This window comes from Paraburkholderia sp. Ac-20342 (assembly GCF_017104985.1).
Lineage (GTDB): Bacteria > Pseudomonadota > Gammaproteobacteria > Burkholderiales > Burkholderiaceae > Paraburkholderia.
On sequence record NZ_JAAGPQ010000035.1, the window covers coordinates 26464 to 41146 of the forward strand.

Sequence of the window (14683 nt, forward strand, 5' to 3'; positions counted from 1 at the left end):
TCTCGGTCTTCCCTCTTTGTGGGAGCCCCGTCGCGGGCGAAGTTGGTGGGGGAAGCGGTTCGGGCGCCAGCCTGTATCGAAGGATTCACCGGATTGCGATGGCGGGTTTCGTTTGCCGTCGCTGCTGTTCTAACCCAAGCAGCCGATTGGCTGACGGGACCAAGACTGACCGGGAAGCACCATGGTGGTGTAACCGGATTAAGTTGGGAAAGATAAACCATGATCCAGACCGAAACTCGGCTTGAAGTAGCCGACAACACGGGTGCACGTGAAGTCATGTGCATCAAGGTGCTCGGCGGCTCGAAGCGTCGTTATGCCAGTATTGGCGACATCATCAAGGTGACTGTCAAAGAGGCAACGCCGCGCGGGCGCGTGAAGAAAGGCGAAATTTACAACGCCGTGGTGGTTCGCACCGCCAAGGGCGTGCGCCGTCAGGACGGCTCGCTGATCAAGTTCGACGGCAATGCCGCAGTGCTGCTGAATACCAAGCTCGAACCTATTGGCACCCGTATTTTTGGGCCTGTCACGCGCGAGTTGCGCAGCGAACGATTCATGAAGATCGTTTCGCTGGCGCCTGAAGTGCTGTAAGGAGTCGCGATGAACAAGATTCGCAAGGGTGACGAAGTTATCGTCATTACCGGCAAAGATAAAGGCAAGCGTGGCGTTGTGCTGGCCGTTCACGGCGAAACCGTGACTGTCGAGGGCATCAACCTCGTCAAGAAGCACGTCAAGCCGAACCCGATGAAGGGTACGACGGGCGGCGTGGAAGCCAAGACGATGCCGCTGCAAATTTCGAACGTCGCATTGGTCGACGCGAATGGCAAGCCATCGCGTGTAGGCATCAAGGTCGAAGGAGACAAGAAAGTCCGTTTCCTGAAGACGACCGGTGCCGTGCTGAGCGCCTGACGCTGCGGAGTAAAAAATGGCTCGTTTGCAAGAGTTTTACAAAGAGAAGGTTGTACCCGGCCTCATCGAGAAGTTCGGTTACAAGTCCGTGATGGAAGTGCCGCGCATCACCAAGATCACCCTGAACATGGGCCTTGGCGAAGCGATCGCTGACAAGAAGATCATCGAAAACGCCGTTGGCGATCTGACGAAGATCGCTGGTCAGAAGCCTGTGATCACGAAGGCGCGTAAGGCAATCGCTGGCTTCAAGATCCGTCAGGGCTATCCGATCGGTGCAATGGTCACGCTGCGTGGCCAAGCAATGTACGAATTCCTCGACCGTTTCGTGACGGTTGCGCTCCCCCGTGTGCGCGACTTCCGCGGTGTGTCGGGCAAGGCGTTCGATGGTCGCGGCAACTACAACATCGGTGTGAAAGAGCAGATTATTTTCCCCGAAATCGACTACGACAAGATCGACGCACTGCGTGGGCTGAACATCAGCATCACGACGACTGCGAAGACTGACGATGAAGCAAAGGCTCTGCTCGCCAGCTTCAAGTTCCCGTTCAGAAACTGAGGTTACCGTGGCTAAACTGGCACTGATCGAACGTGAAAAGAAGCGTGCTCGTCTCGCTGCTAAGTACGCTCCCAAGCGTGCAGAGTTGAAGGCGATCATTAGCGATATGAGCAAGTCGGACGAAGAGCATTACGCAGCACGTCTGGAACTGCAGCAACTGCCGCGTAACTCCAATCCGACTCGTAAGCGCAACCGTTGCGCAATTACCGGTCGTCCGCGCGGCACGTTCCGTAAATTCGGGCTGGCGCGTAACAAGATTCGTGAAATCGCGTTCCGCGGCGAGATCCCTGGCCTGACCAAGGCGAGCTGGTAATAGGAGAAACATAAATGAGCATGAGTGATCCTATCGCCGATATGCTGACTCGCATCCGCAATGCGCAGATGGTCGAGAAGGTTTCGGTGACTATGCCCTCGTCGAAAGTCAAGGTTGCGATTGCGCAGGTCCTGAAGGACGAAGGTTATATCGACGATTTCGCAGTGAAGTCCGAAGGTGCGAAGTCGGAATTGAACATCGTGTTGAAGTATTACGCTGGCCGTCCGGTCATCGAGCGCATTGAACGCGTTTCGAAGCCGGGTCTGCGTGTGTACCGCGGCCGCAACGACATCCCCGTGGTCATGAATGGTCTCGGTGTCGCAATCGTGTCGACGCCGAAGGGCGTGATGACGGACCGCAAGGCACGTGCAACGGGCGTTGGCGGCGAAGTCATCTGCTACGTCGCTTAAGGCCGAAAGGAGAGAAACATGTCTCGAGTAGGTAAGAGCCCGATCGCGCTGCAAGGCGCGGAAGCGGCCCTGAGCGCCGACAGCATCACTGTCAAGGGTCCGCTGGGTACGATTTCGCAGGCTGCAAACAGCCTCGTGAAGGTGGTGAACGACAACGGCACGCTGAAGTTCGAGCCGGTCGACGAAAGCCGCGAAGCGAATGCGATGTCGGGCACGATGCGCGCACTGGTGGCGAACATGGTGCACGGCGTGACGAAGGGTTTCGAGCGCAAGCTGACGCTGGTTGGCGTTGGTTACCGCGCGCAGGCGCAAGGCGACAAGCTGAATCTGTCGCTGGGTTTCTCGCACCCGGTGGTGCACCAGATGCCGGCTGGCGTCAAGGCAGAAACCCCGTCGCAAACCGAAATCGTGATCAAGGGGATCAACAAGCAACAAGTCGGTCAAGTCGCGGCAGAAGTGCGCGGCTACCGTCCGCCGGAGCCCTACAAGGGCAAGGGCGTGCGTTACGCCGACGAGGTTGTGATCCTCAAAGAAACGAAGAAGAAGTAAGGGTGCGCAATCATGGATAAGACTCAATCTCGCCTGCGCCGCGCTCGTCAGACGCGTATCAAGATCGCTGAGCTGCAGGTCGCGCGTCTCGCCGTGCATCGCACGAACACGCACATCTACGCACAAGTGTTCTCGCCGTGCGGCACCAAGGTGCTCGCCAGCGCGTCGACGCTCGAAGCCGAAGTGCGTGCGCAACTGGCCGATCAATCGGGCAAGGGCGGCAACGTTGCTGCTGCGACCCTGATCGGCAAGCGCATTGCAGAAAAGGCTAAGGCTGCCGGCATCGAATCCGTCGCCTTCGACCGTTCGGGTTTCCGTTACCACGGCCGCGTGAAAGCGCTGGCTGATGCGGCGCGCGAAGCCGGACTCAAGTTCTAAGGGAAGAATTCGTCATGGCAAAGATGCAAGCTAAAGTTCAGGCTGACGAACGCGACGACGGCCTTCGTGAAAAGATGATCTCGGTCAACCGCGTGACCAAGGTCGTGAAGGGGGGCCGTATTCTCGGCTTCGCTGCACTGACCGTGGTTGGCGACGGTGATGGTCGCGTCGGTATGGGCAAGGGCAAGGCGAAGGAAGTGCCGGTTGCTGTCCAGAAGGCGATGGAGCAGGCCCGCCGCAACATGTTCAAGGTGCCGCTGAAGAACGGTACCCTGCAACACGAAGTGCACGGTAAGCACGGCGCATCGATGGTCCTCCTCGCTCCGGCGAAGGACGGTACCGGTGTGATCGCTGGCGGTCCGATGCGTGCAGTGTTCGACGTGATGGGCGTGCAGAACGTCGTGGCCAAGAGCCACGGTTCGACGAATCCGTACAACCTCGTTCGTGCGACGCTCGACGGCCTGCGCAAGCAGTCCACGCCGGCCGACATCGCTGCGAAGCGTGGCAAGTCCGTCGAAGAAATTCTGGGCTAAAGGTGGACACCATGTCTGATAAAACTGTCAAGGTCCAGCTCGTCAAGAGCCTGATCGGCACCCGCGAATCGCACCGTGCAACGGTGCGTGGTCTGGGCCTGCGCCGACTCAACTCGGTTAGCGAGTTGCAGGATACGCCGGCTGTGCGCGGCATGATCAACAAGGTTTCGTACCTCGTTAAGGTCATCAGCTAAGCGGCTGACCAGGACTCAAGGAGTTGATAATGGAATTGAATAACCTGAAGCCGGCTGAAGGCGCGAAGCATGCAAAGCGTCGCGTTGGCCGCGGCATCGGCTCCGGCCTCGGCAAGACCGCTGGCCGTGGTCACAAGGGTCAGAAGTCGCGTTCGGGCGGCTTTCACAAGGTTGGCTTCGAAGGCGGTCAAATGCCGCTGCAACGTCGCCTGCCGAAGCGTGGCTTCACCTCGCTGACGAAGGAATTCGTCGGTGAAGTGCGTCTCTCGGATATCGAGAAGCTGCCGGTCGACGAAATCGATCTGCTGGCTCTCAAGCAAGCCGGCTTGGTCGGCGAGCTGATCCGTAGCGCCAAGATCATTGCAACGGGCGAGCTCAAGCGCAAGGTCGTTGTGAAGGGTCTGGGTGCGACGAAGAGCGCACGCGCTGCTATCGAAGCAGCCGGTGGCTCGTTTGCCGAGTAACGCGCAAGTTATTTGCCGTCACTAGCATTTGCATCGGAGAAGGTACTTGGCTAACAGCCCGAGTCTCGCAAAACCCGGTCGCAGCGCGGCGAAGTTTGGCGATCTACGTCGGCGAGCAGTGTTCCTGCTGCTGGCGCTGGTCGTCTATCGTATCGGCGCGCACATTCCGGTGCCGGGTATCGACCCGGACCAACTGGCGAAGCTGTTCCAAAGCCAGTCGGGCGGCATCCTTGGCATGTTCAACATGTTCTCGGGTGGCGCACTTTCGCGGTTCACGATTTTCGCGCTGGGGATCATGCCGTACATTTCGGCGTCGATCATCATGCAGTTGCTGGCGATTGTCTCGCCGCAGCTCGAGGCGTTGAAAAAGGAAGGGCAGGCAGGCCAACGGAAGATTACGCAGTACACGCGGGTCTTCACGGTTGTGCTGGCGACCTTTCAGGCGTTCGGCATTGCCGTCGCGCTGGAAAATCAGCCGGGCCTCGTGATCGATCCGGGGATGGTGTTCCGGTTGACGACGGTCGTAACGCTGGTGACCGGCACGATGTTCCTGATGTGGCTGGGTGAGCAGATCACGGAGCGCGGGCTTGGCAACGGTATCTCGATCATCATTTTCGGTGGTATTGCGGCTGGTTTCCCGAACGCAATCGGTGGTCTCTTTGAACTGGTGCGAACCGGCTCGATGAGCATCATCTCGGCGATTATCGTCGTCGCGCTGATTGCCGCTGTGACGTATCTGGTGGTGTTCATCGAACGCGGCCAGCGCAAGATTCTTGTGAATTACGCGAAACGCCAGGTGGGCAACAAGATTTACGGTGGCCAGTCTTCGCATTTGCCGCTGAAGCTGAACATGTCGGGTGTGATTCCGCCGATCTTCGCATCGTCGATCATTCTCTTCCCGGCAACCATCCTGAACTGGTTCAGTTCGGGTTCGCGCACCAGCTGGTTCGCAGACACGTTGCACAACGTGGCCGAGGCCTTGAAGCCTGGTCAACCCGTGTACGTGTTGCTGTACGCGTTGGCGATCGTCTTCTTCTGTTTCTTCTACACCGCACTGGTGTTCAACAGCAGAGAAACGGCCGACAACCTGAAAAAGAGTGGCGCTTTCGTCCCAGGCATCCGCCCGGGCGATCAGACAGCGCGATATATCGACCGCATCCTCACGCGTCTGACGCTGGCCGGTGCGATCTACATCGTGTTCGTTTGCCTGCTGCCCGAATTTCTGGTGCTGCGCTGGAACGTGCCGTTTTATTTTGGTGGAACGTCGCTGCTGATCATTGTCGTCGTCACAATGGATTTCATGGCGCAGGTGCAGTCGTACGTTATGTCGCAACAGTATGAATCGCTGCTGAAGAAAGCTAATTTCAAAGGCGGCGGCGTCCCGATGCGTTGAAAGGACTTATGGCCAAAGACGATGTTATCCAGATGCAGGGCGAAGTAATCGAGAACCTGCCTAACGCTACCTTCAGGGTGAAGCTGGAAAACGGCCATGTCGTATTGGGACACATATCCGGCAAGATGCGGATGCATTACATCCGAATTCTGCCGGGCGACAAGGTGACGGTTGAATTGACGCCTTACGATCTGTCGCGTGCGCGGATCGTATTCCGGGCGAAGTGATTTGAAAAAAGGGTAATATCATGAAAGTGATGGCATCGGTTAAGCGCATTTGCCGCAATTGCAAGATCATCAAGCGCAAAGGCGTTGTGCGCGTGATTTGCAGCTCTGATCCGCGCCACAAACAGCGTCAAGGCTGAACGCCGCGCTTTTGCTTGCGCTTTTTGTTTGAGGAAAAACAATGGCTCGTATCGCAGGGGTTAACATCCCGAATCACCAGCATACCGAAATCGGCCTGACGGCTATTTACGGTATCGGCCGCACGCGCTCGCGCGACATTTGCGTCGCTGCTGGTGTGGCATTTTCGAAGAAGGTCAAAGACCTGAACGACGCAGACCTCGAAAAGCTGCGTGAAGAAGTCGGCAAGTTCATCGTCGAAGGTGATCTGCGTCGTGAAACGACGATGAACATCAAGCGCTTGATGGATCTCGGCTGCTATCGTGGCGTGCGGCATCGTAAGGGTCTTCCCTTGCGCGGCCAGCGTACGCGTACGAATGCCCGTACGCGCAAGGGGCCGCGTCGTGCAGCGCAGTCGCTGAAGAAGTAAGCGGAACTGACAGTTACAGGAAAACGTAATGGCTAAGGCTTCGAACAACTCCGCGGCGCAACGCGTTCGCAAGAAGGTCAAGAAGAACGTCGCCGAGGGCGTGGTTCACGTTCACGCGTCGTTCAACAACACCATCATCACGATCACCGACCGTCAAGGCAACGCGCTTGCTTGGGCAACGTCGGGTGGTCAGGGCTTCAAGGGTTCGCGTAAGTCGACCCCGTTTGCAGCTCAGGTTGCAGCTGAATCGGCTGGCCGCGTGGCGATGGAATACGGCGTGAAGAACCTCGAAGTGCGGATCAAGGGCCCTGGTCCTGGCCGTGAATCGGCGGTGCGCGCGCTGCATGGTCTTGGTATCAAGATCACCGCGATCTCCGACGTGACGCCGGTCCCGCACAACGGCTGCCGTCCGCCGAAGCGTCGTCGTATCTAAGACGCTGGTTTTTGCGAGCGCCTGTTGCCGCTTTGCGCGGCGGCGGGCTGCGCGCGTTACTGAATTGACTAAGCCCACCGTTCGACCCAAAGGGTTCGGACTAGCGTGAGTGGATACATTCGCGTGATTATTCACAGAAGGAATCAACGTGGCACGTTATATCGGCCCTAAGGCCAAGCTGTCTCGCCGTGAAGGCACCGACCTCTTCCTGAAGAGCGCCCGCCGCTCGCTCGCCGACAAGTGCAAGCTTGACAGCAAGCCTGGTCAGCACGGCCGCACCTCGGGCGCACGTACGTCCGACTACGGTACGCAGCTTCGCGAAAAGCAAAAAGTGAAGCGCATTTACGGTGTGCTCGAGCGCCAGTTCCGCCGCTACTTCGCTGAAGCAGATCGCCTGAAGGGCAACACGGGTGAAAACCTGCTGCAACTGCTCGAGTCGCGTCTGGACAACGTCGTGTATCGCATGGGTTTCGGCTCGACGCGCGCTGAAGCACGTCAGCTCGTGGGCCACAAGGCGATCACAGTGAACGGCGTCGTGACGAACATCCCGTCGATGCAAGTGAAGGCTGGCGACATCGTCGCCGTGCGCGAACAGAAGCGCAAGCAGGCTCGTATCATCGAAGCCCTGTCGCTCGCTGAGCAAGGCGGTATGCCGAGCTGGGTCGCGGTCGACGCGAAGAAGTTCGAAGGTACCTTCAAGCAGAAGCCGGAACGCAGCGACATCGCTGGCGACATCAACGAAAGCCTGATCGTCGAATTGTATTCGCGGTAATCGGATTGACTGCCGGGGCGGCCCGATTGCGTTGTGCAAGGGGCCGTCTCGGCTGTTTATTTTCAGGTTGTTACCGGTCAGCCTTATCGGTGTAACGAGCCGAGGGTATTGAAAAGGAAAACCTATGCAAACCAGTTTGTTGAAGCCCAAGATCATCGCAGTTGAATCGCTTGGCGAGAGCCACGCGAAAGTGGTCATGGAACCGTTTGAACGCGGTTATGGCCACACCTTGGGTAACGCGCTTCGGCGCGTACTGCTGTCGTCGATGGTGGGCTACGCGCCGACCGAAGTGACGATCGCAGGCGTCGTGCATGAGTATTCGACGCTCGACGGTGTGCAAGAGGATGTGGTCAACCTGTTGTTGAACCTGAAGGGTGTCGTCTTCAAGCTGCATAACCGTGACGAAGTGACGGTTACGCTGCGCAAGGAAGGCGAAGGCGTGGTCACTGCCGGTGATATCGAACTCGCACACGATTGCGAAGTCATCAACCCGGATCACGTGATTGCGCACCTGTCGAAGGGCGGCAAGCTCGACGTGCAGATCAAGGTCGAAAAGGGCCGCGGCTATGTGCCGGGCAACGTGCGTCGTTACGGCGAAGAGTCGGCCAAGATCATCGGCCGTATCGTGCTGGACGCGTCGTTCTCGCCGGTTCGCCGCGTGAGCTACGCGGTCGAAAGCGCTCGCGTCGAGCAGCGTACCGACCTCGACAAGCTCGTGATGAACATCGAAACCAACGGTGTGATTTCGCCGGAAGAAGCGATCCGTCAATCGGCTCGCATTCTGGTCGATCAACTGTCGGTGTTCGCGGCTCTGGAAGGTACGGAAGCTGCGGCTGAAGCGCCGTCGCGCGCACCGCAGATCGATCCGATCCTGCTGCGTCCGGTCGATGACCTCGAACTGACAGTTCGTTCCGCGAACTGCCTGAAGGCCGAGAACATCTACTATATCGGCGACCTGATCCAGCGCACGGAAAACGAGCTGCTCAAGACGCCGAACCTTGGCCGCAAGTCGCTGAACGAAATCAAGGAAGTTCTGGCGTCGCGTGGTCTGACGCTCGGTATGAAGCTCGAAAACTGGCCGCCGGCTGGTCTCGACAAGTAATTTCGGGTGTAGCCCGCGAGTCGTTCCGCTGTACTGTACTGGCAAAGACGCGGATTTTCCTTTAAAATCCGCGTCTTGTCTTTTTTCACTACCGGCCCGTGCACTCTCACCGCCTGCATGTCGATGCAGCGAAACGAGCGCGATAGAAGAGCTGGACCAAAACTTTGAACTGAAGGAATTAACATGCGTCACCGTCATGGTCTGCGGAAACTGAACCGCACGAGCAGCCACCGTCTGGCAATGCTCCGTAACATGTCCAACTCGCTGATCGAGCACGAAGTCATCAAGACCACGCTGCCGAAAGCAAAAGAACTCCGTAAAGTCGTCGAGCCGCTGATCACGCTCGGCAAGAAGCCGTCGCTGGCAAACCGTCGTCTCGCGTTCAACCGCCTGCGCGATCGTGACTCGGTCACGAAGCTGTTCGACGTGCTCGGTCCGCGCTACGCAAATCGTCCGGGCGGCTACCTGCGCGTCCTGAAGTTCGGCTTCCGCGTTGGCGATAACGCACCGATGGCACTGGTCGAACTGCTCGACCGTCCGGAAGTTGAAGAAGTTGAAGTGCAAGAAGCTGAATAAGCTTTTTTAGCTTTGAGAAAAAGCCAGGCACCTAGCCTGGCTTTTTTGTTTTCCACGCCTGACTCCTGATCGCCACACGCAAACAGCGCCTCGGCAGCGGCCAAATGCAGCGGGCAGCGATCTGCGGGGCGGAAGGACCCGGTGATACGATATGGGTCTGAATCGCGCTTCGCCGGAGTTTTTTGTGAGTGTGAATGTGACCTTGATGCTGACGACTGTGCCGGATGCGGCCGTCGCTCAGAAGCTCGCTGCGGAGGCGCTCGCCGCCCGTCTTTGTGCGTGCGTGACGCAACTCGGCAGCGTGCAGTCGAGTTATCACTGGCAGGGTGCAGTCGAGACTGCCGAGGAAATCCAGTTGCTGTTCAAGACCAGCCTGGCACGCGCGCCCGAACTCGAGCAGTACATCCAGGCTCACCATCCCTACGACACGCCGGAGATCCTTTGCTGGCAAGCGACGGCATCGGCCGCGTACGGCCAGTGGATCACTGCTGAAACCCAACGTACTCTCCATGTTTAACGGTCTCGACCGACGTGCGCGAGATGTCCTGCGCGTCGTATTCTTCCTGCTCGGCTGCGCGATGCTCGCGCAATTCGCCACGCCTGCCTGTGCCGCAGACGACTTTCTCGACCCCGCCGTCGCATTCAAATTCAGCGCGACCGAGCAGCCCGGCGAAGTCGACGTGACATACAAGATCGCGGACGGCTACTACATGTACCGCGAGCGCTTTGCATTCGCGACCCGAAACGGCACGGTCACGCTCGGTGAGCCGCAATTGCCGGCGGGTCACGTCAAGTTCGATCAGACGTTCAACAAGAACGTCGAAACCTATCGTAACGAGTTGACGATCCGCATTCCGGTCAAACAGGCCACGGGCCCATTCGATCTGGCGGTGACGTCGCAAGGTTGTGCCGACGCCGGCATTTGTTATCCGCCGATGGAGCGCGTGTATCACGTGAGCGGCGCGGCTTTGCAGCCTGCTGGCAGCGGGGCGCCCGCCGTGGCCACCCAGCAATCCACGGCGGATGACGAGCCCTGGTATGAGCGCGCCACCAGCGCCGACTATGCCCAGTCGCTGCTGCAGCGCGGCGGCTTCTTCGCGATCGTCGGGCTGTATTTCGTGGCCGGCGCGATTCTGAGCCTGTTGCCGTGTTCGTATCCGATGATCCCTATCCTGTCGGCGATCATCATCGGTGAAGGCGCACGAGTCACGCGTGGACGCGGTTTCGCGCTGTCGCTCGCCTATGTGGTCGGCATGGCGCTCGTGTACACCGCGCTCGGCGTCGCGGCGGCACTCGTTGGGCAGAGTCTCGGCGCGTGGTTGCAGAACCCGTGGGTGCTCGGCGCGTTCGGCGTGTTGCTGACGATTTTCGCGCTGCTGTTGATCTCCGGTGTCGACATCGAACTGCCGGCGCGCTGGCGGGATCGCATGTCGAGCGCGTCGGCGGGACGCTCGGGCGGCAAATTTACCGCTGTCGCTGTGATGGGTGCGCTTTCCGCGCTGGTGGTCGGCGCGTGCATGACTGCTCCGCTCTTTGCCGTGCTCGCGTTTATCGCGCATACCGGCAACGCCGTGCTCGGCGGTGCCGCGCTGTTCTCGATGGGTATCGGGCTCGGCGTGCCGCTGCTGATCCTCGGTCTCGGCGCAGGCACGTTCCTGCCGCGCGCGGGTGCGTGGATGGACGGCGTGAAGGTGTTCTTCGGCGTCGTGCTGCTCGCTGCCGCGCTGTGGATCGTTTGGCCGGTGCTGGGCGCGGCCGCGACCATGCTGTTGAGCGCACTCTGGCTGCTGATCGCGGCGGCCGCGCTCGGGCTTTTTTCAGCGCCGATCGCCGGCGGATCGGTATGGCGCCGGCTCGGCCGCGCGGTCGGGGTGGTGATGGCCGTATGGGCGGCGACATTGCTGGTCGGTCTGGCGGCGGGATCGTCGGACCCACTGCGGCCGCTCGCGGTCCTCGCGGCGCGCGGCGGCGTCGAGGCGACTGCCGCCAATGGGCCCGATTCCACTGGTGCGGCGCCACAGAGCGATTTGACGTTCGCGCCGGTACGTTCGTCGGATCAACTCGACCAGGCCGTCAAAACCGCCGCACAGCCCGCCATGCTCGATTTCTACGCGGACTGGTGTGTGAGCTGCAAGGAAATGGAGAAGTTCACCTTCAGCGACCCGCGCGTCCAGGCAAAACTGAAGCAGATGAAGCTGCTGCGCGCCGATGTCACCGCGAACAATACCGACGATCAGGCGCTGCTCAAGCGCTTCGATCTGTTCGGGCCGCCGGGCATCATTTTCTTCGACCCGGGCGGCAAGGAAGTACTGCGGGTTGTCGGCTACGAGTCGGCGGATAAATTTCTTCGCACGCTGGATCGGGTGAAGCCGGCCGGCGTGTAGTGGGGTGTGCCGCAGGTGGCGCTCCTGCGCCGCATCGCCTGAAGAAGACCTGCATAAAAAACGGCGGCTCGACCACGCGGTCTGCCGCCGTTCTTCGTTGCATCAACCAACAGGCGAGCGCTAAATCGCGCTCAAGCTACTGCGCGCTGCGGCCTACTTCTGCGAACGCAAAATTCGCGCGGCATCGAGCGCGAAATACGTCAGCACGCCGTCCGCACCAGCCCGCTTGAACGCGAGCAGCGATTCCATCATCACCTTGTCGTGATCGAGCCAGCCGTTCTGCGCGGCGGCCTTCAGCATCGCGTATTCGCCGCTTACCTGATACACGTAGGTCGGGAACTGGAACTCGTCCTTCACGCGGCGCACGATGTCGAGATACGGCATGCCCGGCTTGACCATCACCATATCCGCGCCTTCGTTGATGTCCGCCTGCACTTCGCGCAGCGCCTCGTTCGAATTGGCCGGGTCCATCTGGTACGTCATCTTGTTGCTCTTGCCGAGGTTCGTCGCCGAACCGACGGCGTCGCGGAACGGGCCGTAGAACGCCGAAGCGTACTTCGCCGCGTAAGCCATGATGCGCGTGTGGATGTGGTTCTCGCTCTCGAGCATCTCGCGGATCGCGCCGATGCGGCCGTCCATCATGTCCGACGGCGCGACGATGTCGACGCCGGCCTCAGCCTGCGCGCGCGCCTGTTCGACGAGGATCTCGACGGTATCGTCGTTGATCACATAGCCGGCTTCGTCGAGCACGCCGTCCTGGCCGTGACTCGTGTACGGATCGAGTGCGACGTCGGTGAGCACGCCGAGATCGGGGAAATTCTTTTTCAGCTCGCGGACGGCGCGCGGAATCAGGCCGGCAGGGTTGGCCGCCTCGCGGCCATCGGGCGTCTTCAGCGACGGCTCGATCGCGGGAAACAGCGACAGGACCGGCACGCCCAGCTCGACGCATTGCTCGGCGACGCCCATCAGCAGGTCGACCGATACACGCTCGACGCCCGGCATCGACGGCACGGCCTGACGCACATTCGTGCCTTCGACGATGAAGACGGGGTAGATCAGATCGTTGGTGGTGAGGATGTTTTCGCGCATCATGCGACGCGAGAAGTCGTCATGGCGCATGCGGCGCGGACGGTGGTGAGGATAGAAGCTCATATCGAATCGAGGATCGTGGATGGGTGGAGTGGACACGTAGCGCCTGCCTCCGCTCCCGGAAACTTTTCGAGACAATGGTATATCATACCGATCGAGCAAGGCGCCTTGCGCTGACCTCCCCGCTTCTCCTCCCTGAGCGGGTGCCTGTCGTTTTTTCGATTAGGCTGTTTAACCCGCCGTTCAAGCGGCGGGTTTTTTTATGGGCGGCCGGAAAGTGCGGTCTTAGCCGCCATTTCATGGTTTCCGGTGCCGGTTGGCATTCATTCGGCGGTCTGCGTATCGGCCGCCGCCTCGGGAATCAGCCAGCTTTCGATCAGCGCATGCGCCTCATCGAGCCCGGTGCGCTTGAGCGCCGAGAACAGTTGCGCGCTCAGTTCACCGCGATAGCCGGCGGCGCGGTATTCGGCCAATCCCTTCTGGGCGGTGCGCAACGCGTTCGTGCTTTCCTGGCGCGTCAATTTGTCGCATTTGGTCAGCAGCGTGTGGATCGGCTTGCCGGTCGGCGCGAACCACTCGATCATGCGCCGGTCCAGCTCCGTCAGCGGCCGGCGCGAGTCCATCATCAGGATCATGCCGCGCAACTGCGAGCGCGATTGCAGATAGGTGGACAGCAGCGCTTCCCAGTGCGCCTTCGCCGCCCCCGGCACTTCCGCATAGCCGTAGCCGGGCAGGTCGACGAGATAGCCCGTCAGTTCGTCCACCTTGCCTACCGAAAAATAGTTGATGTGCTGCGTGCGGCCGGGCGTCTTACTCGCGAACGCGAGCCGCTTCTGATTGCAGAGCACATTGATCGCGGTCGATTTGCCCGCGTTCGAGCGTCCGGCAAAAGCGATTTCGGGCTGCGCGGTTGCGGGCAGATCGCGCAGATGATTGACGGTAGTGAAGAAACGGGATTCGTGGAGCAGGAAGGGCATGGTGGAGGCCAGATGGAAGACGCCGCGGAACTCGCAGCGGGAACGGGGTCAAGCCCGACTGGCGTCTAAGCGATTAGCGAGTTATTGTACAATACGATGGTTTACTGAAAACCTGACGGGGCCGCCCCACGTGCCTTGGGGGCTCCTGGCGGTCACTCGGTCGCCGTCGTCGTACTTTGCAGAACCTCTAAAATCCCACAAGACGAGACAGGGTGTGCGAATGAATCGACTGTGCAAGACTCTGATGGTGCTTCACGTAGCGGCAGGTCTTTCAGGTTTGGCAATTCAGGCACGAGCAGCAGATCCGGCGAAACCGGACGTCAATCGGGGGCAGGCAATCGCCATGCAGGTCTGCGCGTCATGCCACGGGGCAGACGGCAACAGCGCCGGTGGTGCCTATCCGAAGCTGGCGGGCCAGCATCCTGAGTATCTCGTCAAGCAGCTCAGAGATTTCAAGACGCAGCCGGGCGCCAGGCAGCCCGCGCGCAACAATGCGATCATGGCGGGCATGGCTGCGGCGCTGTCCGATCAGGACATGGTCAACGTCGCGGCCTACTTCTCGACGCAGACGCCGAAGCCCGGCTATGCGCATAACAAGAACACTGTCGCACTCGGTCAGCAGATTTATCGCGGCGGCATCGCCGACCGGGGCGTGCCGGCCTGCGCAAGCTGCCATGGTCCCACCGGTCAAGGCATCCCGTCGCAGTTCCCGCATTTGTCGGGACAGTGGGCCGAGTACTCGGTGGCGCAGTTGACCGCGTTTGCCCAAGGGCCGGGCGCGCGTAATAACAACGACGCGATGCATGCGATAGCATCGCGTTTGTCGGACAACGAGATCAAGGCCGTCGCCGATTACATCGCGGGCTTGCATTAGGAATCCGCA

Annotated in this window: 23 protein-coding genes; 21 read left to right on the top strand and 2 right to left on the bottom strand. The window is 59.9% G+C overall.

What is annotated here, in order from left to right:
• Positions 1 to 219 precede the first annotated feature (219 nt).
• The 20 genes from rplN to dsbD all read left to right on the top strand — a co-directional run bounded on the left by rplN (position 220) and on the right by dsbD (position 11734).
• Positions 220 to 588, top strand: coding sequence for a 50S ribosomal protein L14 (rplN, locus tag G3N58_RS16460; protein WP_006998478.1), 369 nt, complete (start codon positions 220 to 222; stop codon positions 586 to 588).
• Positions 589 to 597: 9 nt separating this feature from the next.
• The gene (gene rplX / locus G3N58_RS16465) at positions 598 to 906 is read left to right on the top strand and encodes a 50S ribosomal protein L24 (RefSeq protein ID WP_008923340.1); all 309 of its coding nucleotides are present in this window, start codon (positions 598 to 600) and stop codon (positions 904 to 906) included.
• 16 nt (positions 907 to 922) lie between these two features.
• Complete coding sequence (gene rplE, locus G3N58_RS16470; protein ID WP_085489231.1) at positions 923 to 1462, top strand: 50S ribosomal protein L5; 540 nt, start codon at positions 923 to 925, stop codon at positions 1460 to 1462.
• A gap of 7 nt (positions 1463 to 1469) precedes the next feature.
• Complete coding sequence (rpsN, locus tag G3N58_RS16475) at positions 1470 to 1775, top strand: 30S ribosomal protein S14 (RefSeq protein ID WP_013340737.1); 306 nt, start codon at positions 1470 to 1472, stop codon at positions 1773 to 1775.
• Between the two features lie 14 nt (positions 1776 to 1789).
• Positions 1790 to 2185, top strand: coding sequence for a 30S ribosomal protein S8 (rpsH, locus tag G3N58_RS16480; RefSeq protein ID WP_006052216.1), 396 nt, complete (start codon positions 1790 to 1792; stop codon positions 2183 to 2185).
• An 18-nt stretch (positions 2186 to 2203) separates the two neighbouring features.
• Positions 2204 to 2734, top strand: coding sequence for a 50S ribosomal protein L6 (gene rplF, locus G3N58_RS16485; protein ID WP_167045430.1), 531 nt, complete (start codon positions 2204 to 2206; stop codon positions 2732 to 2734).
• A 12-nt stretch (positions 2735 to 2746) separates the two neighbouring features.
• On the top strand, positions 2747 to 3112 hold the full coding sequence (gene rplR, locus G3N58_RS16490; protein ID WP_008923336.1) for a 50S ribosomal protein L18: 366 nt from the start codon (positions 2747 to 2749) through the stop codon (positions 3110 to 3112).
• Between the two features lie 14 nt (positions 3113 to 3126).
• On the top strand, positions 3127 to 3645 hold the full coding sequence (gene rpsE / locus G3N58_RS16495) for a 30S ribosomal protein S5 (RefSeq protein ID WP_167045433.1): 519 nt from the start codon (positions 3127 to 3129) through the stop codon (positions 3643 to 3645).
• An 11-nt stretch (positions 3646 to 3656) separates the two neighbouring features.
• Entirely contained in the window at positions 3657 to 3839 is a 183-nt protein-coding gene (rpmD, locus tag G3N58_RS16500) for a 50S ribosomal protein L30 (protein ID WP_008923335.1), read from the top strand.
• A gap of 29 nt (positions 3840 to 3868) precedes the next feature.
• Positions 3869 to 4303, top strand: coding sequence for a 50S ribosomal protein L15 (rplO, locus tag G3N58_RS16505; protein ID WP_008923334.1), 435 nt, complete (start codon positions 3869 to 3871; stop codon positions 4301 to 4303).
• A 46-nt stretch (positions 4304 to 4349) separates the two neighbouring features.
• Positions 4350 to 5696: a preprotein translocase subunit SecY gene (gene secY, locus G3N58_RS16510; protein WP_008923333.1), complete on the top strand. Its 1347-nt coding sequence runs from the start codon at positions 4350 to 4352 to the stop codon at positions 5694 to 5696.
• Between the two features lie 8 nt (positions 5697 to 5704).
• The gene (gene infA / locus G3N58_RS16515; protein WP_004521905.1) at positions 5705 to 5923 is read left to right on the top strand and encodes a translation initiation factor IF-1; all 219 of its coding nucleotides are present in this window, start codon (positions 5705 to 5707) and stop codon (positions 5921 to 5923) included.
• A 20-nt stretch (positions 5924 to 5943) separates the two neighbouring features.
• Complete coding sequence (gene rpmJ / locus G3N58_RS16520) at positions 5944 to 6060, top strand: 50S ribosomal protein L36 (protein WP_004199844.1); 117 nt, start codon at positions 5944 to 5946, stop codon at positions 6058 to 6060.
• A 41-nt stretch (positions 6061 to 6101) separates the two neighbouring features.
• Complete coding sequence (gene rpsM / locus G3N58_RS16525; RefSeq protein ID WP_006052223.1) at positions 6102 to 6467, top strand: 30S ribosomal protein S13; 366 nt, start codon at positions 6102 to 6104, stop codon at positions 6465 to 6467.
• Between the two features lie 28 nt (positions 6468 to 6495).
• Entirely contained in the window at positions 6496 to 6900 is a 405-nt protein-coding gene (rpsK, locus tag G3N58_RS16530; protein ID WP_006052224.1) for a 30S ribosomal protein S11, read from the top strand.
• Between the two features lie 148 nt (positions 6901 to 7048).
• Entirely contained in the window at positions 7049 to 7672 is a 624-nt protein-coding gene (gene rpsD / locus G3N58_RS16535) for a 30S ribosomal protein S4 (protein ID WP_167045447.1), read from the top strand.
• 124 nt (positions 7673 to 7796) lie between these two features.
• Positions 7797 to 8774, top strand: a complete 978-nt coding sequence (gene rpoA, locus G3N58_RS16540; protein WP_007730697.1) for a DNA-directed RNA polymerase subunit alpha — start codon at positions 7797 to 7799, stop codon at positions 8772 to 8774.
• A 183-nt stretch (positions 8775 to 8957) separates the two neighbouring features.
• Entirely contained in the window at positions 8958 to 9350 is a 393-nt protein-coding gene (gene rplQ, locus G3N58_RS16545) for a 50S ribosomal protein L17 (protein ID WP_013589828.1), read from the top strand.
• Between the two features lie 190 nt (positions 9351 to 9540).
• A complete protein-coding gene (gene cutA / locus G3N58_RS16550) occupies positions 9541 to 9867 on the top strand; it encodes a divalent-cation tolerance protein CutA (RefSeq protein WP_205988803.1) in 327 nt (108 codons plus the stop codon).
• The gene (gene dsbD / locus G3N58_RS16555; RefSeq protein ID WP_205999649.1) at positions 9860 to 11734 is read left to right on the top strand and encodes a protein-disulfide reductase DsbD; all 1875 of its coding nucleotides are present in this window, start codon (positions 9860 to 9862) and stop codon (positions 11732 to 11734) included. The genes cutA and dsbD overlap by 8 nt, the downstream gene beginning before the upstream one ends.
• Before the next feature lie 153 nt (positions 11735 to 11887).
• Here the strand turns inward: dsbD and hemB are convergent, their stop codons facing one another.
• Together hemB and yihA are read right to left on the bottom strand one after the other, a co-directional pair.
• Positions 11888 to 12886, bottom strand: coding sequence for a porphobilinogen synthase (gene hemB, locus G3N58_RS16560; RefSeq protein WP_167045453.1), 999 nt, complete (start codon positions 12884 to 12886; stop codon positions 11888 to 11890).
• Positions 12887 to 13146: 260 nt separating this feature from the next.
• Positions 13147 to 13800 (bottom strand): ribosome biogenesis GTP-binding protein YihA/YsxC, encoded by a 654-nt coding sequence (yihA, locus tag G3N58_RS16565; protein WP_167045456.1) that lies wholly within the window; start codon positions 13798 to 13800, stop codon positions 13147 to 13149.
• A gap of 220 nt (positions 13801 to 14020) precedes the next feature.
• Here yihA and G3N58_RS16570 point away from each other — a divergent pair, with 220 nt between their 5' ends.
• Positions 14021 to 14674 (top strand): c-type cytochrome, encoded by a 654-nt coding sequence (locus G3N58_RS16570; RefSeq protein WP_167045459.1) that lies wholly within the window; start codon positions 14021 to 14023, stop codon positions 14672 to 14674.
• The last annotated feature ends 9 nt before the right edge of the window (positions 14675 to 14683 follow it).